At 51.3% G+C, this 25,537-nt stretch carries 24 protein-coding genes; 7 read left to right on the top strand and 17 right to left on the bottom strand.

Annotated elements, in window-relative coordinates; genetic code table 11:
• The first annotated feature begins 106 nt into the window (after positions 1 to 106).
• The 4 genes from LWL52_RS12145 to LWL52_RS12160 all read left to right on the top strand — a co-directional run bounded on the left by LWL52_RS12145 (position 107) and on the right by LWL52_RS12160 (position 4,303).
• Positions 107 to 838, top strand: coding sequence for a YoaK family protein (locus LWL52_RS12145; protein ID WP_242920159.1), 732 nt, complete (start codon positions 107 to 109; stop codon positions 836 to 838).
• Between the two features lie 266 nt (positions 839 to 1,104).
• Positions 1,105 to 2,583, top strand: a complete 1,479-nt coding sequence (gene nirK, locus LWL52_RS12150; protein ID WP_242920161.1) for a copper-containing nitrite reductase — start codon at positions 1,105 to 1,107, stop codon at positions 2,581 to 2,583.
• 11 nt (positions 2,584 to 2,594) lie between these two features.
• Complete coding sequence (locus LWL52_RS12155; RefSeq protein WP_242920163.1) at positions 2,595 to 3,392, top strand: formylglycine-generating enzyme family protein; 798 nt, start codon at positions 2,595 to 2,597, stop codon at positions 3,390 to 3,392.
• 257 nt (positions 3,393 to 3,649) lie between these two features.
• Positions 3,650 to 4,303, top strand: a complete 654-nt coding sequence (locus tag LWL52_RS12160) for an SCO family protein (protein WP_242920165.1) — start codon at positions 3,650 to 3,652, stop codon at positions 4,301 to 4,303.
• A gap of 247 nt (positions 4,304 to 4,550) precedes the next feature.
• Here LWL52_RS12160 and LWL52_RS12165 read toward each other — a convergent pair whose 3' ends face one another.
• From LWL52_RS12165 to hemN, 15 genes are all read right to left on the bottom strand, one after another.
• Positions 4,551 to 5,465, bottom strand: coding sequence for a universal stress protein (locus LWL52_RS12165; protein WP_242920167.1), 915 nt, complete (start codon positions 5,463 to 5,465; stop codon positions 4,551 to 4,553).
• A gap of 339 nt (positions 5,466 to 5,804) precedes the next feature.
• Positions 5,805 to 6,101 (bottom strand): cupin domain-containing protein, encoded by a 297-nt coding sequence (locus LWL52_RS12170; protein ID WP_242920169.1) that lies wholly within the window; start codon positions 6,099 to 6,101, stop codon positions 5,805 to 5,807.
• Positions 6,102 to 6,165: 64 nt separating this feature from the next.
• Positions 6,166 to 6,408, bottom strand: coding sequence for a 2Fe-2S iron-sulfur cluster-binding protein (locus tag LWL52_RS12175; protein ID WP_242920171.1), 243 nt, complete (start codon positions 6,406 to 6,408; stop codon positions 6,166 to 6,168).
• Positions 6,409 to 6,533: 125 nt separating this feature from the next.
• Positions 6,534 to 6,971, bottom strand: coding sequence for an RrF2 family transcriptional regulator (locus LWL52_RS12180; RefSeq protein ID WP_242920173.1), 438 nt, complete (start codon positions 6,969 to 6,971; stop codon positions 6,534 to 6,536).
• Between the two features lie 109 nt (positions 6,972 to 7,080).
• On the bottom strand, positions 7,081 to 7,362 hold the full coding sequence (locus LWL52_RS12185; RefSeq protein WP_242920175.1) for a cupin domain-containing protein: 282 nt from the start codon (positions 7,360 to 7,362) through the stop codon (positions 7,081 to 7,083).
• 35 nt (positions 7,363 to 7,397) lie between these two features.
• Positions 7,398 to 7,793, bottom strand: coding sequence for a group III truncated hemoglobin (locus tag LWL52_RS12190; protein WP_242920177.1), 396 nt, complete (start codon positions 7,791 to 7,793; stop codon positions 7,398 to 7,400).
• 215 nt (positions 7,794 to 8,008) lie between these two features.
• Positions 8,009 to 8,728, bottom strand: a complete 720-nt coding sequence (locus LWL52_RS12195; RefSeq protein WP_242920179.1) for a sulfite exporter TauE/SafE family protein — start codon at positions 8,726 to 8,728, stop codon at positions 8,009 to 8,011.
• 4 nt (positions 8,729 to 8,732) lie between these two features.
• Entirely contained in the window at positions 8,733 to 9,212 is a 480-nt protein-coding gene (locus LWL52_RS12200) for a FixH family protein (RefSeq protein WP_242920181.1), read from the bottom strand.
• Between the two features lie 226 nt (positions 9,213 to 9,438).
• Positions 9,439 to 10,854: a cytochrome c oxidase accessory protein CcoG gene (gene ccoG, locus LWL52_RS12205; protein ID WP_242920183.1), complete on the bottom strand. Its 1,416-nt coding sequence runs from the start codon at positions 10,852 to 10,854 to the stop codon at positions 9,439 to 9,441.
• A gap of 362 nt (positions 10,855 to 11,216) precedes the next feature.
• Complete coding sequence (locus LWL52_RS12210) at positions 11,217 to 12,410, bottom strand: c-type cytochrome (protein WP_242920185.1); 1,194 nt, start codon at positions 12,408 to 12,410, stop codon at positions 11,217 to 11,219.
• Between the two features lie 8 nt (positions 12,411 to 12,418).
• Complete coding sequence (locus tag LWL52_RS12215; RefSeq protein WP_242920187.1) at positions 12,419 to 12,610, bottom strand: hypothetical protein; 192 nt, start codon at positions 12,608 to 12,610, stop codon at positions 12,419 to 12,421.
• A gap of 94 nt (positions 12,611 to 12,704) precedes the next feature.
• Entirely contained in the window at positions 12,705 to 14,897 is a 2,193-nt protein-coding gene (gene ccoN, locus LWL52_RS12220) for a cytochrome-c oxidase, cbb3-type subunit I (RefSeq protein ID WP_242920189.1), read from the bottom strand.
• Between the two features lie 484 nt (positions 14,898 to 15,381).
• Positions 15,382 to 15,555 carry a cbb3-type cytochrome oxidase assembly protein CcoS gene (gene ccoS / locus LWL52_RS12225; RefSeq protein ID WP_242920191.1) on the bottom strand — a complete coding sequence of 58 codons (174 nt, stop codon included), beginning with the start codon at positions 15,553 to 15,555 and terminating at the stop codon, positions 15,382 to 15,384.
• Positions 15,556 to 15,790: 235 nt separating this feature from the next.
• Positions 15,791 to 18,187 (bottom strand): heavy metal translocating P-type ATPase, encoded by a 2,397-nt coding sequence (locus tag LWL52_RS12230; RefSeq protein ID WP_242920193.1) that lies wholly within the window; start codon positions 18,185 to 18,187, stop codon positions 15,791 to 15,793.
• A 923-nt stretch (positions 18,188 to 19,110) separates the two neighbouring features.
• On the bottom strand, positions 19,111 to 20,481 hold the full coding sequence (gene hemN, locus LWL52_RS12235; protein WP_242920195.1) for an oxygen-independent coproporphyrinogen III oxidase: 1,371 nt from the start codon (positions 20,479 to 20,481) through the stop codon (positions 19,111 to 19,113).
• Positions 20,482 to 20,906: 425 nt separating this feature from the next.
• Here hemN and LWL52_RS12240 point away from each other — a divergent pair, with 425 nt between their 5' ends.
• A complete protein-coding gene (locus LWL52_RS12240) occupies positions 20,907 to 21,272 on the top strand; it encodes a DUF2200 domain-containing protein (RefSeq protein ID WP_242920197.1) in 366 nt (121 codons plus the stop codon).
• Positions 21,273 to 22,103: 831 nt separating this feature from the next.
• Here the strand turns inward: LWL52_RS12240 and LWL52_RS12245 are convergent.
• Positions 22,104 to 22,514, bottom strand: a complete 411-nt coding sequence (locus LWL52_RS12245) for an Ig-like domain-containing protein (protein WP_242920199.1) — start codon at positions 22,512 to 22,514, stop codon at positions 22,104 to 22,106.
• A 455-nt stretch (positions 22,515 to 22,969) separates the two neighbouring features.
• Between LWL52_RS12245 and LWL52_RS12250 the strand changes: the two genes are divergently transcribed.
• Complete coding sequence (locus LWL52_RS12250) at positions 22,970 to 23,884, top strand: SWFGD domain-containing protein (RefSeq protein WP_242920201.1); 915 nt, start codon at positions 22,970 to 22,972, stop codon at positions 23,882 to 23,884.
• A 204-nt stretch (positions 23,885 to 24,088) separates the two neighbouring features.
• Positions 24,089 to 24,709 carry a porin family protein gene (locus LWL52_RS12255; protein ID WP_242920203.1) on the top strand — a complete coding sequence of 207 codons (621 nt, stop codon included), beginning with the start codon at positions 24,089 to 24,091 and terminating at the stop codon, positions 24,707 to 24,709.
• An 80-nt stretch (positions 24,710 to 24,789) separates the two neighbouring features.
• Here LWL52_RS12255 and LWL52_RS12260 read toward each other — a convergent pair whose 3' ends face one another.
• Entirely contained in the window at positions 24,790 to 25,452 is a 663-nt protein-coding gene (locus LWL52_RS12260) for a carbonic anhydrase (protein WP_242920205.1), read from the bottom strand.
• Positions 25,453 to 25,537 lie beyond the last annotated feature (85 nt).

Consider the following 25,537-nt stretch of genomic DNA (forward strand, 5'->3'; position numbering starts at 1 on the left):
AATTACCCGGAAATCCACCGCCAAATACGCCTAAAATGGCTTGTGTTTCCGCTTTCAGAAATACTCGGAATCGCGTATCTTTATACTTTCCATTTGCTCCCACCCTATGTTTCGCCACCAGGGCAAAGTCCGCACGTTTAAGCATAACCGCAAGTTGGCTGCGGCGCTCACCTTTATTGCGGGCATGGTAAATATCACCGGGGTATTGTCGCTGCACACGCTTACTACCAACGTAACGGGGCATTTTGCCTTTTTTGCCGAAGACGTGGAAAAAAAGCAGTATGGCCTGGCCTTAATCACCTTGTTATACATACTGGCTTTTCTGGCCGGCTCCTTTTCTTCCAGCTTCAGTACTCATTTCTCCCTGCGCAGGGGGTATAAGAACCCGCATGTTGTACCGATGGCAGTCGAGATCGTGCTGTTACTGTTAGCTGGTCTGTTTGGCAATTTTATACCTGGCAGCGGCGGGAGCGGCATTGCGCTTGCCGCGCTGTTGCTCTTTTCGATGGGCCTGCAGAACGCGCTGGTGACGCATGTTTCCAAGTCGGTGGTGCGCACCACCCACCTGACCGGACTCTTCACCGACCTGGGCATTGAACTCGCGCAACTGTGCTTCCGCATTGCCCCCGAGCAGCGCACCAAGCTTGTGAAAAGCGTGCGGCTCCGGCTTGTTATCATCACCTTCTTTTTCCTGGGTTGCGTGCTGGGCGGCTACATCCACCGGCTGCTTAGTATGGGCACACTGGTGGTTGCGGCCTTGCTGCTGCTCATCGCCCTCCTCTACGATTCGGCAAAGTATAACTATTACCGCCTGGCCCGAAAAAAGCACCAGGTATAGCCAAGGGAGCGCCCTGCCCCTAAAGTATCATCCTGCTAGTATAATTCAGAAAGTATAATCCGAAAGCTACGGACGGGCTGATTTCCAGACCTGTTCCGGCAAACGCCTATGCCGGCAAGCCATTGCCTGAAAGTATAGCCCGCGCATTTTGTTAATCCAAGCTGTGCACAAGTGATGAAGATCAGCGACAGGCATGACCGGCGTCATACTGCCGACCGCTGCCCGCTTATAGTTTTGTACAAGAAATCTATCTAAAACCTACGATCATGAAACGGTCCATAGTAAACAGAGCAGTGTACTTGCTGGGTGTGGCCATCTACAGCGCCGGCATTCTCAGTTCCTGCACTACCCAAGCCACCGAGCCAGCCAATATATTGACAGCCGGCACCAGCAGCACCCCGAAAGAACTCCCGGTAGTGGAAGCAGAACTTACTTCGCCACCAATGGTGCCCAAACCTATCACGCGTAAGACGGCGGCCAAAGTAGTGGTGCGCCTGGAAGTACGGGAAGTTGTAAAAAAACTGGCGGATGGCGTGGATTATACTTTCTGGACCTTTGGCGGTACCGTGCCGGGTAAGTTTATCCGTATCCGCCAGAATGATGAAGTGGAGTTTCACCTCATGAACCACCCCGACAGCAAAAACCCCCACAACATAGACCTGCACGCCGTAACCGGACCGGGCGGTGGCGCTGCCTCTTCCTTTACCCCTCCGGGCCACGAGACAGTGTTCTCTTTTAAAGCGCTCAACTCCGGTTTGTATGTATATCACTGCGCTACTGCCCCGGTAGGGATGCACATTGCTAACGGCATGTATGGCCTGATACTGGTAGAGCCCGAAGAAGGCATGGCACCGGTTGACAAGGAGTTCTACGTGATGCAGGGCGACTTTTATACCAAGGGCGCTTTTGGAGCCCCGGGCCTACAGCCTTTCGATATGCAGAAAGCCATGGATGAAAAACCTACATACGTGGTGTTTAACGGATCCGTAGGCGCCCTGACCGGCGACAATGCGCTGAAAGCCAAAACAGGCGAAAAGATTCGCATGTTTGTGGGCAACGGCGGCCCGGGCATGGTTTCCTCTTTCCACCTGATCGGCGAGATCTTCGACACAGTATATCCGGAGGGTAGCTTCAACACAAAAACCAACGTGCAAACCACCCTCATACCTGCCGGGGGCGCTGCCATTGCCGAGTTCAAAACCGACGTACCCGGCAACTATGTACTTGTAGACCACGCCATTTTCCGGGCGTTTAACAAAGGTGCCTTGGGCATGCTGAAAGTAGAAGGCCCTGAGGACAAGTCTATCTACTCCGGCCAGATCCTGGACAAGATCTACCTGCCGGAAGGCGGCACCATCCAGGAAATGCCAACAGCCAAAGCGCCTGCCGCGCCGAAAGCAGAATCTAAAGAAGAGCGTATCACACTGGGTAAAGCTGTTTTTGCCCGCAACTGCCAGGCCTGCCACCAGGCCGAAGGACAAGGGGTGAAAGGCGCCTTCCCGCCGCTGGCAAAATCTGATTACCTGAATGCGGATGTGCACCGCGCGATCGGCGTAGTAGCGCATGGCCTGGAAGGACAGATAAAAGTGAATGGCGAGCTCTACAACAGCACCATGCCTAAACTGCAGTTGTCTGACGAGGAAGTGGCCAACGTGCTGACCTATGTGCTTAATAGCTGGGGCAACAAAGGCGGTGTAGTGACAACCGAAGAGGTGATCAAGACAAAAGCGATCAGTAAAGAATAAGTTTTAAGATCATGAACCGACTGCTTCTTTTCCTGCTCCTGCTCTGCTGCCAGCCTTTGCTGGCGCAAAAGAGCACGACCCGGCAAATGGCACCTGTAGCGAGCGGCACGTTTGTGCCGCTCTATGGTGCTGCAAAAGACCGGGTGCCGGTCAAAGGTTTTCTGCTGGATAAATACCCCGTAACCAATGCCGAATTCCTGGCTTTTGTGAAGCAGCAACCCAAGTGGCAGAAATCAGCTGTAAAAAAAGTTTTTGCCGACCAGAATTACCTTCGCCACTGGGCCTCGGACCAAAGTATAGGACCTGATGCTGCCAAGCTAAACAACAGCCCGGTGATCAACGTGTCGTGGTTTGCGGCCAAGGCTTATTGCGAGTGCCAGGGCAAGCGGCTGCCCACCGTTAATGAATGGGAATATGCCGCTCTGGCCAGCGAAACAAAACGCGACGCGACCAACGACGAAGCCTTTTACCAGCGCAGTCTGGAATGGTACAGCCAGCCAAACCCCAAGTACCTGCCTGCGGTGCAAAGCAGTTTCCGCAATTACTATGGCGTGTACGGCATGATTGGGCTGGTGTGGGAATGGACCTCGGACTTCAATTCGGCAATGCTGCAGAGCGATGCCCGCGCCGGCAACAGCAACGACCAGCAGCAGTTCTGCGGCGCCGGTGCCAGCAACGCTACCAATGTAAAAAACTACGTGGCCTTTATGCGCTACGCCTTCCGCTCCAGTTTAAAACCCAGCTACACGGTGGGTAACCTGGGCTTCAGGTGCGCCCAAAGCAGCAAAGTAGAGCTAGCAAGGCGGTAATAAGTAGAAGGCACTTCATTTCACTTAAAAGATAAACCCTAGCCAGGTGCCCTTTTGACGATTTTTTGTTTGAGCGTTCAGCGAGTTCAAAATCGTCTTGATTCTTTTGCTTCCTTTTCTCTTATCGAGGGCCCCTACCCCCATCAAGGAGAAAAGGAAGGCCCCGCCGGCGAGGCGAAAAGCCAGCAATGAAATATCAGTGCTAAAGTGGGTAACAGACACCTACTAAAAAGAACAAAATATAACCGATTATACTTATGAAACGCTTCACTTACCCCCTGCTCCTGGCCCTGGCCATTGGTTTTGCCGCATGCCAGCCGCAAGAACATAGCTGCTGCGTGAAACCTACTGCGGCCGCTGATCATAACCATAACGCAGCTGTTACCACGGTAGCAAACACAAGCGGCGCCCTCACCGACATGTCGCTTTACAACCTGACCTCTGATTGGACTAACCAGAACAACCAGAAAATGAAGCTGGAAAAGCTGCGCGGCAAAGCACAGCTGGTGGCCATGATCTATACCAGCTGCGGGTATGCCTGCCCCAGAACGGTAGCCGATCTGAAAAGCATCGAACAGGAACTGGGCAAGTATAAAATTGGAGATGTAGGCATTGTGCTCGTTTCCATGGACCCGGACCGCGATACGCCTGCCAAGCTAAAAGCGTTTGCGAAAGCCAACCAGCTCGATACCCGCACCTGGACGCTGCTGACAAGCCAGCCCGACGACATCCAGGAACTGGCTGCCCTGTTGAATGTGAAGTATAGCAAAGACCTGAACGGCAATTTTTCGCACTCCAACATCATTACCGTGCTCAACGCCCAGGGCGAGATCGTGCACCAGCAGGAAGGCCTGGGCACTGCCCCCACCCAAACAGTAAAAGTGATCCAGGGTCTCGCCAAAGCAATTTAAGCAAGGCTAGTGGCCATACTACAGGACGGTATTCGTTACCTGTCCTACCAAACAAAAAGAGCGCTGCCGAGGCTATTCCGGCAGCGCTCTTTTTGTTTGGTACAACCCTGGGGGTAGCCGCTAATTACCAGTCTGCAAGTATGGCTGCTGGCAAACCCTGTAAATACCAGGGGCGGCTACTCCCGGTATGATCCGGAAATAGCCGCCCCTGGCGTATTAAACGAACGGATCGCTCCGCTTTGGTTCCTTAAAGACCGGCTACCCGGGCAAGCTCCGCCAGCTGTCGCTCGTGTTGTTTGTTGGCGCAGTTGGTGCAGCAAGTGGAGCAGGGCTTGGTTTTATGCTGATGGAAGGTAAGCAGGGGCACTTGTGTATGGTATGCCAGCGTTTTAACGTAATTACTGCTGAAGAGGCGCTCCATCAGGTAGGTATCCTGGGTAGCCAGCACCAGCATCTCAGCCGCCAGATCAGAAGCAAAATCACTGATCCCTTCCAGCATGTCTTCTTCTTCCAGCAACCGCAGGGTTACCTCGTAGCCCGAAAGCAAGGCCTGCACTTCGCGTAGCGCGGTTTTCATTTGGCAAAGCTGGCTCCGCTGGGCCGCGGTGTATACCTGTACAAGCGTTAGCTGCGCTTTGGCCTGTTTTGCAAACGCTGCTATTCGCAGCAATACCTTGGGGTCCTGATCGGTAAAATCGGTGGCAAACACCAGGTTCTGAAGCGGCGTAAATGTAGCTGCAGCAGGTACTACCATGACGGGGCAGGTAACGGCTTCCATTACACCGGCCGCATGGTTGTTGCGCTCTTTTGGATCTTCCGGCAGCGAACAGGCTTCCATCAGCACCAGGTCTACAGCATATTCTGTTACCGCCGCGGCAATGCTTTTACGCAGGTTGCTTGGGCGCACCAGGCATTCGAACGTGGTAAATCCCGTGCCCGGCTTGTATTGCCGCATCAGCACCCGCTCGGCAAACTGGCGGAACGACTGAATGATACGGTTTTGCTGTGTGTAGGTCAGCTCCGGCACCTGGGCGGCATAAAGCAATATGAGCTCTGCCCCAAGTCCTTTTGCCAGATGCCCGGCATAACTCAACAGCTTCTCTCCTTCCTGGTTAAACTGGATAGGCACCAGTATGCGCTTGATTACGTTTAGCTTGCTCATAGGCTTATACTTTTACATTTATTCACGTAAAGCTCGCAAACCAACAGCAACAAGGCAGTGATGAAAAACAGCTGAAAAGATGATAACCCTCATTGGATCTTTTCAGCAAAAATATATGCAACCCACCCCGCGATAGCTCACAAGCAGAAGCCAGGAAAATAAATCCGGCAGACGGCAGCAAGTATAACACGCTTCGGTCAGGAGCTTTTTCTCCTGTAAAGCATTATGGAAAAGAATGGAAAGTAAGTTTGGCGAGGAAGGCAGAAGGTACTGCTTTATACTTTGCGAAACGCGGAAGTTCCTATACCTGTGGCTTAGCCGGCAGAGGCTTCTGCTTTCCTAAGCTTTCTCTTTCAGAAGTAAAAACACGCTTTCTTCCAGGCCGGTTACTTCGTGGGGCACCGTGGCAGGTATATCGAAGGTGTTGTGCTCCGCCACTTCGGTGGTTGTTCCTTCCATTTCGAAAGCGATTTTGCCTTTTAAAACAACAAGCATGGCTGGCGTGGCACTCATATGCTTTTTAAGCACCTGCCCTTTTTTCAGGCCAATGGCGATAACCTGTACCTTGTCTGAATTGCGAACGGGCAGCGTAGCCGGTCGATCGTCTTGGAGGTGGAGTTCTTTTATAATATTCATACTTATATTTTTTAGTGTGTGGCTGTTGCTGTATCATCATGTATAAGCCACTCTTTTAAGGAGATCAGGCAGCATCCACCACCTGCACCACCAAGCCGTTTATACTTTTATTCACCATGATTTGGCAGGCCAGGTGGCTGTTTTCCTGCACATCGGCTAAGCGCGCCAGGGTTGTATGCTCTACCCCGTCATGGAAAAACATGCCGGTCGGGGCATGCCATACATGCACATGGCAGGTTCCGCAGCGCCCCACGCCTTTGCACTCGCCAAAGTCTTCGATGTATACCTTGTCGTAGATCAGCATCATTAAGTTGCGGTATTCGCCATCGTACGTTTACAGCTCATGCGTTTCGACGTAGGCATGCACCGTTATCCTGATATCTTTTTCCATACGCCTGGCAAAGTCCTGCTTCTACTTCCGTCAGCCCCAGGCTACACCAGGTTCTTGATGAACGCAGTGCCCTGGTTCAGCTCATTTGCTAACTGCCCGAGGGTGGTATGCTGAAAGACATCCCGAAGCGACTCGCGGGCTGCTTTAAACTTGTCGTGCATAGGACAGGGATGCGTTTCGGAGCATTTTTTCAGTCCCAGGCCGCACTCCCTAAATACCGAAGTGCCATCAATTGCATTTACGATCGTGATAACGGGCTGCTCAAGCTGGTAATCTTCGATATAAAATCCGCCATATGGCCCTTTGAGCGAGGTAAGGATGCGATGCTTGTTCAGGATCTGCAGAATTTTGGCCGTAAAAGCTTCCGGGGCATCTACCTCTTTGGCAATATCCTTCACGTTCAGCTTTACGCCTTTTCCGGCCTGCGAGGCAACATAAACAGCTGCCCGGATCCCATATTTACACGTTTTCGATATCATCCTGATTCATCCGTTACTTTATCTTGCAATAATATGGATTTCCTGCCAGCACAGAGGTAAAACAGGGCACTGCCCTTTTGTTGTGCTGCTGAAGTATAATGGGTTGGCTTCAGAGGTTGGTAAATTTGATCTGTGCCTGGCCGGCCAGCACCACGTAGGCGCTAAAATCTTCGAGCACCTGCAGGCTGTGGGGCAAACCGGCCGGAATGTGCCAGGTAGCACCCTGCACCAGTTCCACTTCCTTATCCGGCAACTGCAGCTTTACTTTTCCCTTTTCCAGGATCAGGAACGCATCGGATGAAGCAAAATGCTGGGGCATTTTTTCGCCTTTAGCTAACGTTACCTTCAACACTTTGTAGGCGGCATTCGCATGTATTTCTTTCATCTCCATGGTGTTATAGTTTAGCCATAAAGCCTTATAGCCCTTTATACTAGCGTTACTTTGCCTGTCCCTTTCAGACCATCGATGCGGCGCGCAAAATTGGTGGCCATAATCAGCGCACGGTTCTTTGCTTCATCGGCCATAGGCCCTTCAAAATAAGTATCCACAGTGGTGTTAAAGAGCGAGAGCCAGCGGTTAAAGTGCTCACCGCCTACAGGCATGGTGGCGTGTTTGGCAAAAGGGTTGCCGGTATAGCCTTTCACGCCGAAAAGCGCCGCGTTCCAGAAGGTATACATCTTCTCGAGGTGCGGTTGCCAGTAGGTGTTAAGCCTGAAAAGAAAAATGGGCGCCAGCAGTTCATCATTGCGCACTAACGTATAAAACTCATCTACGAGCACCTTTATATCTTCCAGTCCGGTAATATCGTGTTTGGTTATCATGGCATCAGGGCAAAAATGCATAAAGGACAAATTTATCTTATTTATACTAATCAAAAAACAGACGCAGCTGCTCCAAGCCACATCCGTATACTTTGCCGGCATTTTACACGTTCAACGCGCCTCCGTCCACCTGCTGTTGCAATCTAAGTAAAGGAGTGCTCTTCAGTAAAGGATGTACCAAAGGCTAAACTTACTCCCACATTTGCCAGTTTATTTTACTCCGGCTTACTGCAGCACATGGTGATCTCTTTTTTATGGGCGGCCGTTTCGGTTACCTTCGGGCTGATGTAGGGAATGCCCAGGCCCAGGCCGCGCACGATAAACAGCATGGCCAAAGCCATCCCTCCATAGGGCACTGCTTTGTTAAAGGTATGGCGCAGCTTCAGGCTGATGAATTTGCCGGATAATGACACCAGGAACATGAGCGGAAACGTACCAAGCCCGAAGAGCAGCATGTACAGCATCGCTCCCGTTACGCCCGGCGCGCTGATGGCACCCGAAAGGGCAATGTATACAAAGCCACAGGGCAGCAGGCCATTCAGCAAACCAACCATAGACAGGGCACCGAGCGAGTTCTGCTGAAAAAAATAGCCCAGCTTGTGGCGCACCCAAACCATCAGTTTATCGGTGCCAAATACCTTAGCCGCTTTGCCTTTGGAGGTGGCCGGCAAGACCAGCAACAACAGGATCAACACCCCCGATGTGATAGAGACCGCCTGTTGTAACCCGGCCATTTGCAGCGATTGCCCGAAAGCACCGGCCAGTGCGCCTAGCAAAGTATAGGTGGTGAGTCGCCCCCCATTGTACAGGAGCCGGCCTGCGTAAAAACGCCAGCCGTTGCTCCCGCCAAATGGTAAGGCCATCGCGATGGGGCCGCACATCCCAACACAATGGAAACTGCCTAACAACCCGAATAAGAATCCTGCCCAGATCATGGCTTTATTCTATCACGATTGTTTTTTCTGAGTAATAATTTTCACTGCCGGCGCTATAGTTCAGGCGCACTTTCCAGAGGCCTTTCTGCAGCTTTTCGGTATTGAGCAACTGGCTCCGATCGGCATCCAGCTGTAGGGGCAGTTCAAAATCCAGCTTGTCGTCTGATGGCCGGAAGAAGTTGATCTTGCCGCTGATGTTTTTGCCGGCAAAGCTTTCGGGTAACTGCAGCGTAATAGTTTGCCCGGCAGCATGGTAGTCTATCGCCACGTTGCCTGCAGCATTGGTGCGGCCCACCGTGTCCATATGGTCCTGGTAGGCCAGCTCCTGCTCGTAGTAATTAGTGCTCACCAGGTCCACGTCCTGGCGCATGGCCCGGTACACAAACGAGGCAATATAGCCCATGAACAGCAGCAAGGCCGCTACAATGGCATAAGGCCACCAGGTGAAGCTTTTCTTTGTTTCTTGATTATGTATAGTTGCCATTTTCGTAAGGTGCTAATTTTTTAATGTGTGATGTGGGGCCTCTATGGAGGGGGAATTTCTACTGTTTTTGCTCTTTCAGATTTTCTGATTCTCTACTGCCACAAGTGTTAAGCGCAGCGTCACTTGTGATGTACAATCGGGCAAGTCTCCATACTTGCATGAGCTACTCTTTTATACTTCCGAAAGCCCTGTTTCTTCTATCTTACATCTTGTGTCCTTTTCCGACCTACTTCGCCGGGGCTAGAAACTTGGTATCCTGCGTAGTGATCAGCTCGTCGCCTAAGTATAAACCGATCTCTACTTTGGAGTTCATTCCCTCCAGCTGGTCCTGCGGAATCTCGGCAAAGAACACACCTTCCGCAATTCCCTGCGCCGGCAGTACCAGCTTGTCGCCAATCACTTCGATGGTGCCTTTGTGGTCCATCAAGCGGAGCGTAAGCGGCATATCGTGGTTGGTTTTGTTGATAACAGAGATATTGTAGAGGTTCTTGATCGTGCCCTGCTCCGTTTTCTGGTACAGTTGGCCGGGTGTGCGAAGGATCGTCGCCTCAGCCTGGTCGCGGAGCAGCAGCAGGGTTGTAAGCGCTACCAGCAATACCACCAGCACGGTCGTATAACCCATCACCCGCGAGGTAAAGAACTTCCACTTTTTGCCTTCGGCTATACTTTCTTCGGAGTCGTAACGGATCAGGCCTTCGGACTTGCCGATCATGCGCATGATGTCGTCGCAGGCATCCATGCAGGCCGTGCAGTTAATGCACTCGAGCTGCTGCGCGCCGTTGCGGATGTCGATGCCAGTCGGGCAAACCTGCACGCACTGGTGGCAATCGATGCAGTCGCCTTCGGTGCGCTCCTGCCCTTTGCGCAGCTTGCCGCGCGGCTCGCCACGGCCATAGTCATAAGCCACTACCACCGATTTTTTATCCAGCATAACGCCCTGCATGCGGCCATAGGGGCAAACGATGGTACACACCTGCTCGCGGAAGGACGCAAAGACCCAGTAAAAAGCACCCGTGAATACGGCAATTGTGCCAAGGCCTGCCAGGTGATTCAGCGGATTATCGGTTACGATCGCTTTCAGGGCATCGATGCCGATAACATAGGCTAGAAAGGTATTGGCAATAAGGAAGGAGATGGCGAGGAAAACGATTGTTTTAGCTCCTTTTTTGAGGATCTTCTCGGTGTTCCAGGGCATTTTGTTCAGCGCCTTCTGTTTGGTGTAATCGCCTTCAATGGCATACTCGATGCGGCGGAAGACCATTTCCAGGAAAATGGTTTGTGGGCAGATCCAGCCACAAAAAAGGCGGCCGTATACGACCGTAAACAGGATCACAAACACGGTCATAGCCAGGAAAGCCAGCACCAGTATAAAGAAGTCCTGGGGCCAGAACAGCACGCCAAAGATCACGAACTTGCGCTCCACAATGTTGAGCATCAGCAGCGGCAAGCCGTTTATTTTGATGAACGGCCCGGCAAACAGCAGCGCCAGCAAGCCATAGCTTACCAGTTTGCGGTAATTGTAGAATTTGCCTTTCGGTTTTTTGGGATATACCCAGACGCGCTTGCCCGACTCATCTACTGTAGCGATGTGGTCGCGGAACTCGTCGGTTGGTTTTACTTTTTTATTTGTTACAGTTGCCATGGCAGTGATAATTTGTGCGGATTTTATTCCTGCCTGTTAAAATTTTGAATGACTGAATTTTGAAGGAGTGAATAACAGCGAGGCGTATTCTCCGCCGCTTCACTTTCCTGTTACAAAAATCCGCAAACACCCGCGTTTAAAAGATGACCGAAATCATTAACAAGGTTGATCTATATCAGAATCCTGGCTTTTCGTACGGATTGAGCAGAAATCCTACTTACACAAAAAACCGGCAGGACATTTTATTAAATGCCCTGCCGGTTTTCTTATTAACAACTGAACCTGTGGATATTGAGATCTATTAGTGAAACCCGATCATCACACCACTCCTATTCAGTTATTCAAAATCCAATTATTCAGAATTACTTCTTCTCGCCTTGTGGCTCTTTGGCGTTGGCCGGGTTAGAGCCTTGCAAACTGAGGATGTAGCTGGATACTTCCAGGATCTGGTCTTTGCCGAGCTTGCCCTGCCAGGCCACCATGCCTTTGGCCGGAACCCCGAACTTAACAGTATGGAACACCTCGTTTACATCGCCACCGTGCAACCAGTACTCGTCCGTCAGGTTGGGGCCTACCCCACCCTGTGCTTCCTGGCCGTGGCAGGCGGCGCAGTTCTGGATAAAGGTTTTCTTGCCATTTTCCAGCGCCGTAGCATCGGTCAGCACTTTGTAATCTGTTTTAGCATTTGGGTCGTTGTTGGCTTTGGCCGAGAAGAGTGCCGCCTGCTGCATTTCCTGCGCATACTCCTCTTCCTGCAAAGCGCCGGTGTGGAACACGTGATAGTATAACATGTAGCCAATCGCAAACACAATGGATACATAGAACATGGTCTTCCACCAGGGTGGCAGGTCGTTGTCGTATTCCTGGATGCCGTCGAAATCGTGGTTAGAGTGGATCACGTCTGTGGCTTTGCCAGTAAACAAGGTGGCATCGCCCCGCATCAGGAACAGCACACGGCCCGCAAAGGAAGCGCGGAAATCCTCATCGTATATCGAATCACCCAGCATTGGTACAAACAAGCGGAACAGCACCACCAGCGTGATCACGATCAACAGCAACACGGCCGCAGCCAGCGCGAAAGTCATCAACAAGGCAGGCGGCAGGTCCAGGAAAGCTACTTTTGCCGGCGCCTGTGCTTCGGCGGCAGTCGCATCGGGCGTGGCCGGCGTTGTTTCCGCCACCACTGCAGCCGGGGCCTCGCTCTCCTGCTTCACATAGGCAATCACATTGTCTATGTCGCCGTCCTTCAGCATCGCGCCGAAAGCGGGCATCTGCACTTTGCCATACTTCTCAAACACCTCTTTGGCAGTGGCATCGCCTCCCTTGATCATTTCGGTGGAGTTCTTTACAAACTTCTTGATCCAGGCTTCGTCGCGGCGCTTGTGCACGTCTTTCAGGGCCGGGCCCACCACATCGGTCTGTATACTATGGCATACGGCGCAGTTGGCATCAAACACAGCCTTGCCGGCAATGGCGTCCTGCGCCTGCACCGGGTTGGCGCCTAGCAGGAGCACACCGGCCGCCATGGCCAATGCTCCTTTTTTAAGTGGCATCATCAGGCGATTCATTCGTTGGTTCCTCCTCCGTTTTGCTCATCCTCGCCGGTGCAGGGCACATGGCTCATGGCTTCCACGTGTTTTTTATCCAGCAACGTTACGTATAGCAACAGTCCGATAAAGAACAGGAAAAAGATGCTGAGCGAAATAAGCGGGTAAATGTCGATGCCTGCTATGTTTTGCAATACGTTCTTATACATGGCTTTTTATTTTTTTGAAGCACGTATCCCGTATCATGTATCACGACTTCATTTCTGGTACTTGATTCGTGATACGTGCTTCGTGTGTCCTATTTTATCGTTGTTGCTCTTCTTTCACTTTGATGTCGGTGCCCAGGCGTTGCAGGTAGGCGATCAGGGCTACAATTTCACGCTCCGGTTTCACTTCCAGGCCTTCTTTGTTCAGCTCGGCTGTGATCTGGCGGGCCTGCTTCAGCAACTCCTCGTTGGCTCTGGCCACATAGGCATCGTCGTATGGTACGCCCAATTTCTGCATGACTTTTAGCTTTGGTTCGGTGGTGCTCAAGTCGATATCCTTTTCAAACAACCATGGGTAAGGCGGCATAATAGAGCCTGGCGACATGGAAGAAGGATCCAGCATGTGGTGGTAGTGCCACGAATCCGGGTACTTGCTGCCTATGCGGTGCAGATCCGGACCGGTGCGCTTGGAGCCCCACAGGAACGGGTGATCATACACGAACTCGCCTGCTTTGGAGTACTCGCCGTAACGCTCGGTCTCTGATCGGAACGGACGCACCATCTGGGTGTGGCAGCTCACGCAGCCCTCTTTGATGTACACGTCGCGGCCCTGCAGCTCCAGCGAAGTATAAGGCTTCACGCTGGCAATGGTCGGCACGTTAGATTTGATAACAAAGGTCGGGATAAACTCTACCAGGCCACCGATCAGGATCGCAACCGTTGCCCAGATCGCCATTTGCGTCGGGCGTTTCTCGATCCAGCTGTGCCAGTGGCGGTTACCGGCTTCTTCGATCTTGGCGATCGGAGGAGCTATAGCTGCTTCGTTAGAAAGCAAGGCACCGGATTTGGCAGTTTTGTAGAGGTTGTACACCATCAGGAACACGCCGCTCAGGTACAGCATACCACCCAGGGCACGCATGTAGTACATCGGGATGATCTGCAACACGGTTTCCAGGAAGTTCGGATACTGCAGCATGCCTTCAGCATTAAACTGTTTCCACATCAGGCCTTGTGTAAAGCCGGCCCAGTAGAGCGGGATAGCATAGAACAGGATACCCAGGGTGCCCAGCCAGAAGTGCGCGTTAGCCAGCTTCTTGGAGAACAGGTTGGTGTTATACAAGCGTGGGAACAGCCAGTAGAGCATAGCAAATGTTAGGAAGCCGTTCCAGCCCAGCGCACCTACGTGCACGTGTGCCACGATCCAGTCTGTAAAGTGGCCAATGGCGTTCACATTTTTAAGCGACAGCAGCGGGCCTTCGAAAGTAGCCATACCATAGGCAGTGATCGCCACCACCATAAACTTAAGGATAGGCTCTTCGCGCACTTTGTCCCAGGCACCGCGCAGGGTTAAAAGGCCGTTGATCATACCTCCCCAGCTTGGCGCAAGCAGCATCACCGAGAAAGCCGTACCTAATGATTGTGCCCAGTCAGGCAAAGCTGTATAAAGCAAGTGGTGTGGGCCAGCCCAGATATAAATGAATATCAAAGACCAGAAGTGAATAATGGACAGGCGATATGAGTATACCGGGCGGTTCGCTGCCTTTGGCAGGAAGTAGTACATCAGGCCCAGGAACGGCGTGGTGAGGAAGAACGCAACCGCATTGTGGCCATACCACCATTGTACCAGCGCATCCTGCACACCGGCATAGCCAGAGTAGCTTTTCATAAAGGATACCGGCAACTCATAAGAGTTTACAATGTGCAGCACCGCAACGGTTAAGAACGTGGCAATGTAGAACCAGATGGCTACGTACAGGTGACGCTCCCGGCGTTTGGCAATGGTACCGAACATGTTCCAGCCAAATACGACCCAGGTAAGCGTAATGGCAATATCAATCGGCCACTCCAGCTCGGCGTATTCTTTGGTGGTGGTAAAGCCCAGCGGCAGGGTGATCACGGCGGCTAAAATAACGAGCTGCCATCCCCAGAAGTGTATTTTACTGAGCTTGTCGCTGAACATGCGGGCCTTGCAGAGGCGCTGCAGCGAATAGTAAACGCCCATAAAAATGGCGTTACCAACAAAGGCAAAAATTACGGCATTGGTGTGCAGCGGGCGGACACGACCGAAGGTGGTGTATTCGGTGCCCATGTTAACGGCTGGGTTGGCCAGCTGGAACGCGATCAGCACCCCGATCATCATACCGGCTACGCCCCAGAATACCGTGGCTATGCCAAAATTCCGGACGATCTTGTTATCATAAAAGAATGTCTCGGTGGCCCTGTTGCCCCCGCCGTGGGGCACATTGCGTTCGGGCGCGTTTTGTAAGACTTCTGTTACACTAGTTGACATGTGCGGTGTCCTCCATTTGTTAAGATGATGTATGTATTAGTTGGTGATAATTGTGTTTTCTAACACTGCAAAATTCTAAAAGTGGGCCGTCAGAAAAGATGACGCCCGTCATGTTTGGGAATGATTGATGTCAGGATCAGGATTTACAGGATGAAAGGATTGGCAGGATTTTCAATGAAATAATAAAGCCTGGTAGTGGGCACCAGCGAGGTCATTGCAGCCATACTTACTGGCGCAACCCATTAGTGTCGTATGAGTTGGATCGAAGTATAAGTGATGTCTCCAGACTCCCGTTCGCCGACCCTTATACTTCCGTCCCTTTCAAAATCCACTTCCGCAAGTATAAATACCTGCCAGCATGCGCAAGCACAAGTGATGCTGCGCTGAACACCTGTGTTTTTTTTGAGACAGTATACATCCTGTGCATCCTTCAATCTTGTAAATCCTGATTCTGACAAAGACACTGAGAGGTATGAAAACGGCCTTACTTCTTTGGTTCAGCCTGTTTCTTTCCGCTGCTCTCATTATCGAAAAGCATGCGCACGGCCGGTGTGTAATCGTCGTCGAACTGGCCGGACTTTACCGCCCATAAAAAGGCGCCCAGAAAACAGCCAGCCACTGTTACACTGAAACCGATAAGCAGAAAAATGATAGACATGGCATTTTTTAATTAAGAATTACGAATTACGAAAGGCGCTTGCCCCAAAGACCTCCCGGTGGGCGCACGCTCTCGTTTGTGTCTGAAGCAGGATTTGCACGATTATCGGATTAGCAGGATTTTCAATAACGTTGGTAAATCACGCCTGACACAGGCTGTTGCCAGCTTGTAATTCCTACTTATTTTTAATCCTGTAAATCTTAGAATCCGGTAAATCCTGATTCAGACAATTATTTTACAGCCCTGCCCGCTTTGCTGCTATTCTCACGGAGAGCGTCGCAAACAAAATCACGCTAAGCGAACTGATGGGCATAAGGATGGCCGACACGATGGGTGAGAACAGCCCCATCACAGCAAAGGTCAGGCCCACGGCATTGTACACCAGCGACACGGCGAAACTCCCCAGGATGATGTTCATACTTTTTTTGGAGAAGCGGATAAACCGGCTTAGCTTATCAAAAGCACTGGCATCGAGTATGGCATCGCAGGAAGGCGAGAAGTTGGTGATGCTGTTGGTTAGGGCAATGCCCACATCGCTCTGGCGCAGCGCACCGGCGTCGTTCAGGCCGTCGCCCACCATCAGCACATGGCGGTTCGCGTCTTTGAGCTGCTGTATGTAGGCCAGCTTCTGCATCGGCGACTGGCTAAAGTTGAGTTCGGCCTCCGGCCCGAGCAGCTCCTGCAGGCGGGCTGCCTCATGGTCGTTATCGCCCGAAAGCACAGCAAGCTGCTTATCGTTCAGTTCGTGCAGGATCTGCTTCAGGCCGCTGCGGTACACGTTAAAAAAGGTATAAAAGCCCAGCAGCACGCCATCCACCGACACATACACGGTGGTTTTCAGCGCTTCTTTCGCAGCCGGAACGCCCAGGTAAGCCGCAGAACCAACCCGCACCAGGCGGCCGTTCACTTCGCCAACCAAGCCCTTGCCGGTAAGCTCCCGGAAGTGCTGTACTTCCTTCACCTCGCCGGCCATACTTTGGAAAATGCGCTGGCTAAGCGGGTGCGTGGAGTGGCGCAACACCGATTTTATACTTTGTGCCTGCTCCGGCAGCAGCGCCTTTCCTGTGTAAACCAGCTCTGCTGCAGTAGGTTCTGTCAGTGTGCCGGTCTTGTCGAAAACCACGGTATCGATCTTAGCCAGCGTTTCGACTACAGCCGTATTTTTGAGGTAAAACTTATTCTTTCCGAAAATGCGGAGCGTATTGCCGTGCACAAACGGCGTGGAAAGCGACAGCGCGCAGGGGCAAGCAATAATCAGCACCGAAATAAATGCTTTCATGGCTATATCGGTATCGCGGGGCACCCAGTAAATGAGGGCACCGGCGGCTACCAGAAACGTGGCAAGTATAAACCATTTCGCGGCCACGTTGGCGTACGTGTCTATTCCCTGCGATTCGTTTTTAGAGAAAACAGCGTTGTTCCAGAGCTGTGTCAGGTAGCCCTGCGAAACTTCCTTCACCACTTCCAGCTCAATGCTTTCGCCCACCTGCCGGCCACCGGCATAGATCACCTCGCCCGTTACTTTCTCTACCGGCTCCGACTCACCGGACACAAAACTGTAGTCGATCATGGCCTGGCCGCGCAGCAGGATGGCATCTGCCGGTATAAGCTCCTGGTTGCGGATGCGGATGCGGTCGCCCACCTGCAGGTTGCGTACTGCCACCGATTCTTCCTGGCCCTGCTCCTTTAGCACGGTAATGGAAACCGGGAAATAAGAAGTATAATCACGGTCGAAGGAAAGCGTGTCGTAGGTTTTCTGCTGGAAATATTTGCCGATCAGCATAAAGAATACCAGGCCGGTAAACGAATCGAGGTAGCCGACTCCCTGCTTAAAAACGATCTGGTACACACTAACCAGAAACAGGGCTGCCAGCCCCAGCGAAATAGGCATATCGATGTTCACGACGCGCTGCCGGATGCCCTGCCAAGCCGTTGTAAAGAAGCCACGGGCACTGAAAAGCAGCACCGGCACCGAAAGCAGCAGACTCAGGTAGCCAAAGAACTGGCCATACGTTTGCTGGATGCCTTCGCCGGCCAGGTAATCCGGGAAAGCCAGCAACATCACGTTGCCGAAGCAAAAACCGGCTATACCCAGTTTATAGATAACCCCGCGGTTTGGCTTGGTAGCTTTTTTGCCTTCGGTATCGGCCAGCGTAATGGCCGGCTCGTAGCCGATGCGGGCCAGCAGCTGCACCACCTCACGGAGCGTGGTTTGCTGGTGCAGGTAGGTGATGGAAACCTCTTTGCGCAGGAAGTTAACAGTAGAGGCTGAAACACCCGGGTTGAGCTTGAACAGGTTTTCGAGCAGCCAGATACAGGAGCTGCAGTGCATCTGCGGCACATATAAAGTAAGCTTGCAGATGCTGTCGTTGCGGAAGCTGATGAGCTGCGTCGTTACGCCGGCATCGTCCAGGTAAGCAAAGCGCGACTCGGCAACAGGCTGCTTGCCCGTAATGCCCGGGGTCTGCTCCAGGTTATAGTAGGTGCAGAGGTTGTTTTCCTCCAGCAGTTCATACACGGTTTTGCAGCCGTCGCAGCAGAAGACTTTGTCGTGCGCTTCGATTGGGCCATCATTGCAGGTGTCCCCGCAATGGTAGCAATGCTGGATATCGGTTTGGAGTGCGGCTTCCATCTGGATTTTCCTTTTATAGTTCAACTACAAAGGTAGCGGCACGGCAGGGCCGGAAAGATGACAAAAGTCAGTACACGGGGTGATGGTTGTCAGCAGCAACAGGCCTGGCAGGCGCTATCTTTGTAACATCAAATAAAACAAAAGCCCTTACCGGCCATGTAGTTTGATTTAAAGTTAAGTGTTTAGTTTTAGTATAGGTGTAAGCGCTACACCAGGTAGACATAGCGCGAAAAGGCAGGTTACGTTGTAGCCTGCCTTTTCTGATTTTGCTATTTTTAAATGGCTTGCGCAGGATAGGCTCTTAGTTGTGCCAGGTGGAGGTTTATATTTTTGTTTACTGATTGGATGCCTGCAGTTTGTCTGAATCAGGATTCGCAGGATTCAGGGATAAGCAGGATTACACTTTAGCTTACTTACTGTTGTGAAATGTACCGGCTATAATACCCTAACCTAGCCCAAAGCCGTCAACCTATGGGCATTAATGCTGTCATCTCGACGCTAGGAGAGATGACACAATTTGCCTAAGCTAACGCCTGGCTTGTGGCTCATCCAAAGCAGAAAAGTTCACGAACAATGTACGTCTTCTTGATGAGACTGAAGATGGGTTAAATTACAGCCAAATGGTAACTTAAATTTAAGTAGCTTACTTATACATCAAACTTAAAGCATTTAGCTGGCTTTTCGCCTCGCCGGCTGGGCCCTACTTTTCTCCTTGATGAGAAAAGTAGGCAAAAGAATCAAGACAATTTTGAACTCGCTGACGCTCAAACAAAAAATTGTCAAGTACTGCACCTGGCTCAAGTATCCTCTTCGTTGCCTTTGAGGTAAGCTAAAGTATAATCCTGCCTATTCTTTCATCCTGTAAATCCTGATTCAGACAAATACAGGCTACTATCCTGATCAATTATAAGCAAAAACTAAATCTAAATAGCTTTGCTGAATACCTGCTCTCCTGCTTTGGCGTTGTAGCGCAGCTTGCGGTCGAAGACCATGCAGATATTGCGGGTAAACGGTTTGCCGGCTTCGGTGACCTGCAGGCCGGTCGCAGTCAGTTGGATCAGCCCTTCGTCCTGCATCTGGTCCAGTTCTGCCTGGGCCTCTGTTTCTGTGAGCTCCTCCACTCCGCCGGTCAGGTTCAGTTCTCCTTTGCAGGCAATGCTCAGGATGGCCTCTTTGATCAGCAGGTCTTCGGCAGACAGGAAATGACCTTTCAGGATAGCCAGTTCTCCGTCAGCAACAGCGTTCTCGTAGGCCTCAACTTTTTTCTGGTTCTGCATATAGCCATACTTGGCGTCGCTGATGGCCGATGTGCCCAGGCCGATCATCAGGTCCGTCTGGCAGGTGGTGTAGCCCATAAAGTTGCGGTGCAGTTCCTTGTTCTGCAGTGCTTTGTAGAGCATATCGTGTGGCAGCGCAAAGTGGTCCATGCCGATATCCGTATACCCTAACGCTTTAAACTTGGCCAGTCCCAGTTCATAGAGGGCGCGCTTTTCGGCATTATCGGGCAGGTCTTTGTCGGTGTAGCTACGCTGCCCAGGGCTTACCCACGGCACGTGCGCATACGAGTAAAACGCAATGCGGTCCGGCATCAGGCGCGCTACTTTATCAATGGTCTCACCCACACTTTGCAGTGTCTGGTAGGGTAAGCCGTAGATCAGGTCGAAGTTAACAGAATCATAGCCAATCCGGCGGGCTTCCTCGGTGGCGATGCGCACATTTTCGTAAGGTTGGATGCGGTTGATGGTTACCTGCACTTTCAGGTCGAAATCCTGGATGCCGTAGCTTACGCGCCGGAAGCCCAGATCATAGAGGGTCTGCAGGTGCGCGGTAGTAGTATTATTGGGGTGGCCTTCAAAGCTGAATTCTTTTTCGGGGTGCAGCTCAGCGCCTTCATATATTCCTTCCAGCAAGATGCGCAGGTTCTCCGGGCTGAAGAACGTAGGTGTTCCACCGCCCAGGTGCAGCTCCCGGATAACGGGCTTTTCAGGAAACTGCGCCAGGTATAAACGCCATTCGCTCAGCACCGCCTGCAGGTAGCCGCCCTCTACTTTATGGTTTTTAGTGATGCGCTTATTGCAACCGCAGTAGGTGCAAAGCGCCTCGCAAAACGGCAGGTGAATGTAGAGGCTGATGCCTTTTTCTGCATTCGACTCGGCAAAGGTGCGCTTCACCACCTGCATCCATTGGCCGGTAGCGGGCTTTTCGTTGTCCCAGAACGGAACGGTGGGGTAGCTGGTGTAGCGGGGAGCCGGTACATTATACTTCAGGATCAGGTTTTCTTGCTGCGTGTTCATAGCCAAATGCGTTATACTTTTGCGGTACAGACCTCCAGCCGTTTTAGCGAAAAGCGCTGTACCATCGAAGGGCAAAGCTCGGCAGAACGTGCTGCCGCCGAAATGACAATCCGCAACACATTAGGTGACATTTATCAGCAGCCCTTTGCCGGAAGCAGACGTTAAACCTCTTCAACAAGGTATACTTTCATTTGGCTACCTTACCCTTCTGCTATGACTTATCAGGATTGCGGGGCTAAGCTTCAGTAAATTGCCCTATGCTGCTTAGCTTTAAAAGTAAGTATGAGGCGGCTGCAAATACGACTGCTGTGTTTCTGCAGCCGGGCCAAACGTTTTAAGACATCTATACTTAAAGTTGGAGAAAGATGCTGTCAATCCCCGGGAAAGTAATTATATTAAAGAACAAGTATAAAGAATAAAACAGCTTGAAAACAACACCTGAACACGATGCAAAAATCGCAAAAATGACATTTGCATCCGTCTTTCCGCACTATATCACAAAGGTTGAGCGCAAAGGCCGGACAAAAGAAGAATTACACCAGGTAATAGCCTGGCTGACGGGCTTTGATGACAAAAAGCTGCAGGAACTGATTGACAGGAACGTGACCTTCGAAACATTCTTTACACAGGCCAACTTAAACCCCAATGCGCACCTGATTACGGGAGTCATTTGTGGCTATCGGATAGAAGAAATTGAAAATCCGTTAACACAACAAGTAAGATACCTGGACAAATTAGTAGACGAATTGGCGAAAGGGAGGAAGATGGACAAGATTCTGCGTCAAGCGTGAAAGTAAATAATACATGAAGAGGCAGAATAGTGGTTCGAAAACCGCCGCAAGCTATCTGCAAGCCTGCAGTAACGTTTTAAAGTATAAAACCTCATCTTACCAGGTTAACTGTTCTCACTATCTTTTCGGTTTTGAGCAATCAAATTGGCAGATGCTGACATCATTAATATATTAGCTGTAACCTCTCATGATTGCCTCCCAAGTGGGTGTTTAGCTGAGGGAGAACGGGAAGTAGAAGCGTTGCAGTATCGGGTCCCCCCTATCCCTCCTTGTTTAAGGAGGGGAGTTTGGCATAACAATTTTCAAATTATAAGCGCTGTTGCCTTAGCTTCATCTCCCTCCCAACAGTATCCTTTCAGGATGACAAATGCAGGGAAGAAGAGGATGATGCTGGGAAATAAGGATTACAGATTACAGAGAATTTATACTTAAGCAGAAGTATAAACTTCAGCTATCGAACAGATCCCAGTCCTTGGGTTGAGCGCCTTGGTGTGTTGCGGTGCCCGAAGGGCAGCCCGCAGCGCCAGCGAGGAGCAGCTTCACGCCACAGCGCTCAACCAAAGGACGAGCCCCGCGGGCTTGGAGCGCTCCAAAGCTAAAAATGAAACAAAGTAAGTATAAGACTGAGGAATACAGCTAGCTAATAAGTGTATAGGAAAACAGAATTGAATGCAAGGCAGCTGCTATCAAGTATAGCAGCAAGTATAAACCGGAGGAGAAAGGCTATAACCAAGTAAAGCCAAGGTATAAACCATAAATGGCTGCTAGCAAGTATAGCCGGAAGTCTAAAACGTAGCCTCAGACAGCCCCTGCTATAACCCCTGTTACCCTTTATTTTACGGTAAAGCTAACTTGTTTTTGGGTAACGTTGGTGCGCTTATCTGTTGCGTTGATCGATAAGGTATAGGTACCGGGCGCTACGCCGGTGAGTGAAACCAGGGTATCAAATTCCAGCACGCGGTTATCGGTTGCTTTCTGAAAGCGCACCAACGGCGCTTCGCCGGCACCGCCCTCCACCAGAAAACCGATCTCTTTAAAGGCGTCTTTGTCTACGGCTGTGATATTGACGCGCAGCCCCTGCGTAGCCGCTACAACCTGGTTATTGGCCGGGTTGTTTATGGTAATACTGGGGTTCGATCCATCCGGCTTCAGGCTTCCGTTCTCAAACAGATCCTCACACGCTGTAAGCGCCAGGGCACCCACAACAGCCAAAGAGGACAGCATCGTTTTTATGTTCATCATTACAAAGCTAAGGTTATACTTCCTTCTGCCATATCAGCCAACAGGCTACTAAAACAAGCCGGAACATGCTGACGCTAAGGTACAAGGTAAGTTTAATTTTTAATATAATGGACACAAAATAAATACAATCCGGTATACCTTATTTCAGCCAACAAGCCGCACCCGCAAATCGTTTCAGCCTTGTTTAACAAGTGTTTGGCAGCCGAACCAACCAACACAGGTATAAGCCGCCAAAACCAGCTGCTTATAAGTGGTGCAATTCAGGGGCAGCTCTACTTCTTATGTTATGTAACCAACTTAATGCCAGCTTTATACATAACAGGCAAAGCCAGGAGCATTAAAAGCCGGAACTGCCTGTAATATAACTTTAAGGTTTTATAGCCGTAAAAAAACACACTACGGCCTTGGTGCTGTGGTAATTATTGAAATTATTTTTCCATAAAACCTAATAAGCTATGAGAAGCTATGAGAACTCGGGGTATAACCCCTACAATGAAAATACCCGCTCTGAAACAAAGGGCTCGGGACGTAATTATTATTCCAATGATTACGACACTTCCAGCAGAAACCGCAGCAACAGCTTCGGTAGCAACCGTACTGAAGGCTTCGGCTCCGGCCGCGATTCGAGTGCCAACTCCGGCTATGGTGGCTCTAACTACTACGGCGACTCTTCGTATGGCTCCGGCTCTTACGGCGCCAGCTACGGAAGCGGCACAGGATCTACGTATGGCTCCAGCTCCAACTATGGCTCGGGTTACGGATCCGGTTCGGGCTCGTATGGTTCCGGCTCCAGCTACAGCGGCAACTATGGCAATCAAGACCGCTACGGTTCAGGCTATGGCTCATCCGGCAGCCGCTACAGCAACTATGATAACGACAACAGCAGCTGGGACCGCGCCGGCAACAAGATGGAGAATGCCTGGGAGCGCACCAAAGACCGCGTTTCCAATGCCTGGGATAATATGACAAACGATAACGAAAGAGATACTTACAGACGCTCTTCGTACGACCGCGATAACTATGGCTCGGGCTATGGTTCCTCCTCAGGTTATGGCTCTTCAAACTACGGATCAGGCTACGGCTCCTCTTCGTATAACACCGATTACGACCGCAACCGTTACAGCTCTTCCAACCGCTATTCTGACAGCGACCGTGACCGCAATGACCGCGGTTTCTTCGACAGAGCGGGCGATGAGATAAAGTCCTGGTTCGGCGATGATGATGCAGAACGCAGAAGAAGAAGAGATGAGATACGGGACAGGGATTACGACTCTAACCGTTACGGCAGCAGCAGCAATTATTCCGGCAGCAGCTATAGCGGCCCTCCCTACTCTTACGGCTCCTCTTCACGCAGAGACTACGAGTGGTAGAAAACGCCTGCCTGCCGTTTTTAAACGGTAAGCACTCTCGTTTTATACCTTAGAATAGTGGCTGTATCGCCACACAAAAAGCCCCGCTACCTGGTAGCGGGGCTTTTTACATTTTATGCTGCCACTGCCGCCGTCTTTTTATACTTTTGCGCCGGCGTTGCGGCATCTGGGCCGCCGCCTTAATTACTACTTTTTAGACTTATTATGAAGAAGCTCGTAACGGGAGTTTTGTTTGCCCTGATGGCAGGCACCGCCACCGCACAAAGTGTCGGCGTGAAGGGAGGATTGAATTACACCACCTTTAAAGGAGAGGATGCCGGCAAGTATGAATATCGCCCTGCTTACACAGTAGGCGTGCTGGCCCGCCAGGGTGTAAATGAGCTCATCGGCATCCAGACAGAAGTGCTGTATACTTCCAAAGGCGGCAAAATAGAAAACACGCTGGATGGCAACACCATCGAAAGCCGCACCCGCCTCAACTACCTCGATATTCCGGTGCTGCTGAGCGTGCAGCTGAACGGGCTTTTCTTTGAGCTCGGGCCACAGGCGTCGTTTCTGCTCAAGGGCAAGCAGATAAACGAGACAACCACCATCTCAGGCAGCCGCACCACTACCACCAAAACCGAAGTAGACATTACCGACAACCCCTACCCTATCGACTTTGGCTACGCGGCCGGGCTGGGCTACCGCACGGCAAGCGGCCTGGGCATTGGCCTGCGCTACAACGGCGGTATAAAAGACATTGACGATGAAGGCGCACTGGAAGGAAAATCGCGCCGCAACGCCGGCTTCCAGCTTACGCTGAGTTATACGACCGGGTACTAAGCCCACATTCGTCTACCTGTAAAAAAGTCCTGCCCAGATTGGGCAGGACTTTTTTTATTGGCTAAAAGCTGGCGGGATAGTTACTTTGCTGCTTGCTGTTTTGCTTGCTGGTCCACCGTTTTGCCCTGCAGGCTGTAAATGTGGTCGTAGCGCTGAAAGGTTCTCACATCAATGTTAAGGTCACGCAACAGTCCTTCGCGGATATCATACACCAGGCCATGCACCTTTGGGGGCGTTGCCGTTTTCAGGGCATTCTGGATAATGGAGGTCTGGTAGAGGTTGTGCACCTGCTCGATCACATTCAGTTCCACCAGCCGGCGCAACCGTGTTTCCTCATCATAGATGCTCATCACCTCGCGCTCGTGCAGGCGCATCACGTCTTTGATGTTGCGCAGCCAGTTGTCGATCAGGCCGAATTGCTTGTTGCTGGCAGCCGCCGCTACCCCGCCGCAGCCGTAGTGCCCGCATACAATAATATCTTTAACCTTGAGTACTTCCACGGCATACTGCAGCACCGAGAGCAGGTTCATATCGGTATGCACCACCATGTTGGCAATGTTGCGGTGCACAAACATCTCACCCGGACCTGTGCCTGTTATCTCGCCTGCCGGCACGCGGCTGTCGGCACACCCAATAAAGAGGTAGCGCGGCTCCTGGCCCTGCGCCAGGTTGGCAAAATAATTTTCGTCCTCGCTCAGCTTCTGCGCGACCCATTTTTTATTGTTCTCAAAAATTTTCTCCATTTTGTTTTTGATAATTAAGTGCCACCCCCGGCCTCTTCTCCTTAAACCCTGAACGCGCCACTGTTGTTTGGCCGAAAAGATAGTT

Source organism: Pontibacter liquoris (assembly GCF_022758235.1).
In the GTDB taxonomy this organism is placed as follows: Bacteria; Bacteroidota; Bacteroidia; order Cytophagales; family Hymenobacteraceae; genus Pontibacter; species Pontibacter liquoris.

Bases quoted from the DNA above. Each gene is read 5' to 3' on its own strand.
- LWL52_RS12145 (WP_242920159.1), top strand. From the start codon at position 107: ATGTTTCGCCACCAGGGCAAAGTCCGCACGTTTAAGCATAACCGCAAG.
- nirK (WP_242920161.1), top strand. From the start codon at position 1,105: ATGAAACGGTCCATAGTAAACAGAGCAGTGTACTTGCTGGGTGTGGCC.
- LWL52_RS12155 (WP_242920163.1), top strand. From the start codon at position 2,595: ATGAACCGACTGCTTCTTTTCCTGCTCCTGCTCTGCTGCCAGCCTTTG.
- LWL52_RS12160 (WP_242920165.1), top strand. From the start codon at position 3,650: ATGAAACGCTTCACTTACCCCCTGCTCCTGGCCCTGGCCATTGGTTTT.
- LWL52_RS12165 (WP_242920167.1), bottom strand. From the start codon at position 5,465: ATGAGCAAGCTAAACGTAATCAAGCGCATACTGGTGCCTATCCAGTTT.
- LWL52_RS12170 (WP_242920169.1), bottom strand. From the start codon at position 6,101: ATGAATATTATAAAAGAACTCCACCTCCAAGACGATCGACCGGCTACG.
- LWL52_RS12175 (WP_242920171.1), bottom strand. From the start codon at position 6,408: ATGATGCTGATCTACGACAAGGTATACATCGAAGACTTTGGCGAGTGC.
- LWL52_RS12180 (WP_242920173.1), bottom strand. From the start codon at position 6,971: ATGATATCGAAAACGTGTAAATATGGGATCCGGGCAGCTGTTTATGTT.
- LWL52_RS12185 (WP_242920175.1), bottom strand. From the start codon at position 7,362: ATGGAGATGAAAGAAATACATGCGAATGCCGCCTACAAAGTGTTGAAG.
- LWL52_RS12190 (WP_242920177.1), bottom strand. From the start codon at position 7,793: ATGATAACCAAACACGATATTACCGGACTGGAAGATATAAAGGTGCTC.
- LWL52_RS12195 (WP_242920179.1), bottom strand. From the start codon at position 8,728: ATGATCTGGGCAGGATTCTTATTCGGGTTGTTAGGCAGTTTCCATTGT.
- LWL52_RS12200 (WP_242920181.1), bottom strand. From the start codon at position 9,212: ATGGCAACTATACATAATCAAGAAACAAAGAAAAGCTTCACCTGGTGG.
- ccoG (WP_242920183.1), bottom strand. From the start codon at position 10,854: ATGGCAACTGTAACAAATAAAAAAGTAAAACCAACCGACGAGTTCCGC.
- LWL52_RS12210 (WP_242920185.1), bottom strand. From the start codon at position 12,410: ATGATGCCACTTAAAAAAGGAGCATTGGCCATGGCGGCCGGTGTGCTC.
- LWL52_RS12215 (WP_242920187.1), bottom strand. From the start codon at position 12,610: ATGTATAAGAACGTATTGCAAAACATAGCAGGCATCGACATTTACCCG.
- ccoN (WP_242920189.1), bottom strand. From the start codon at position 14,897: ATGTCAACTAGTGTAACAGAAGTCTTACAAAACGCGCCCGAACGCAAT.
- ccoS (WP_242920191.1), bottom strand. From the start codon at position 15,555: ATGTCTATCATTTTTCTGCTTATCGGTTTCAGTGTAACAGTGGCTGGC.
- LWL52_RS12230 (WP_242920193.1), bottom strand. From the start codon at position 18,187: ATGGAAGCCGCACTCCAAACCGATATCCAGCATTGCTACCATTGCGGG.
- hemN (WP_242920195.1), bottom strand. From the start codon at position 20,481: ATGAACACGCAGCAAGAAAACCTGATCCTGAAGTATAATGTACCGGCT.
- LWL52_RS12245 (WP_242920199.1), bottom strand. From the start codon at position 22,514: ATGATGAACATAAAAACGATGCTGTCCTCTTTGGCTGTTGTGGGTGCC.
- LWL52_RS12250 (WP_242920201.1), top strand. From the start codon at position 22,970: ATGAGAAGCTATGAGAACTCGGGGTATAACCCCTACAATGAAAATACC.
- LWL52_RS12255 (WP_242920203.1), top strand. From the start codon at position 24,089: ATGAAGAAGCTCGTAACGGGAGTTTTGTTTGCCCTGATGGCAGGCACC.
- LWL52_RS12260 (WP_242920205.1), bottom strand. From the start codon at position 25,452: ATGGAGAAAATTTTTGAGAACAATAAAAAATGGGTCGCGCAGAAGCTG.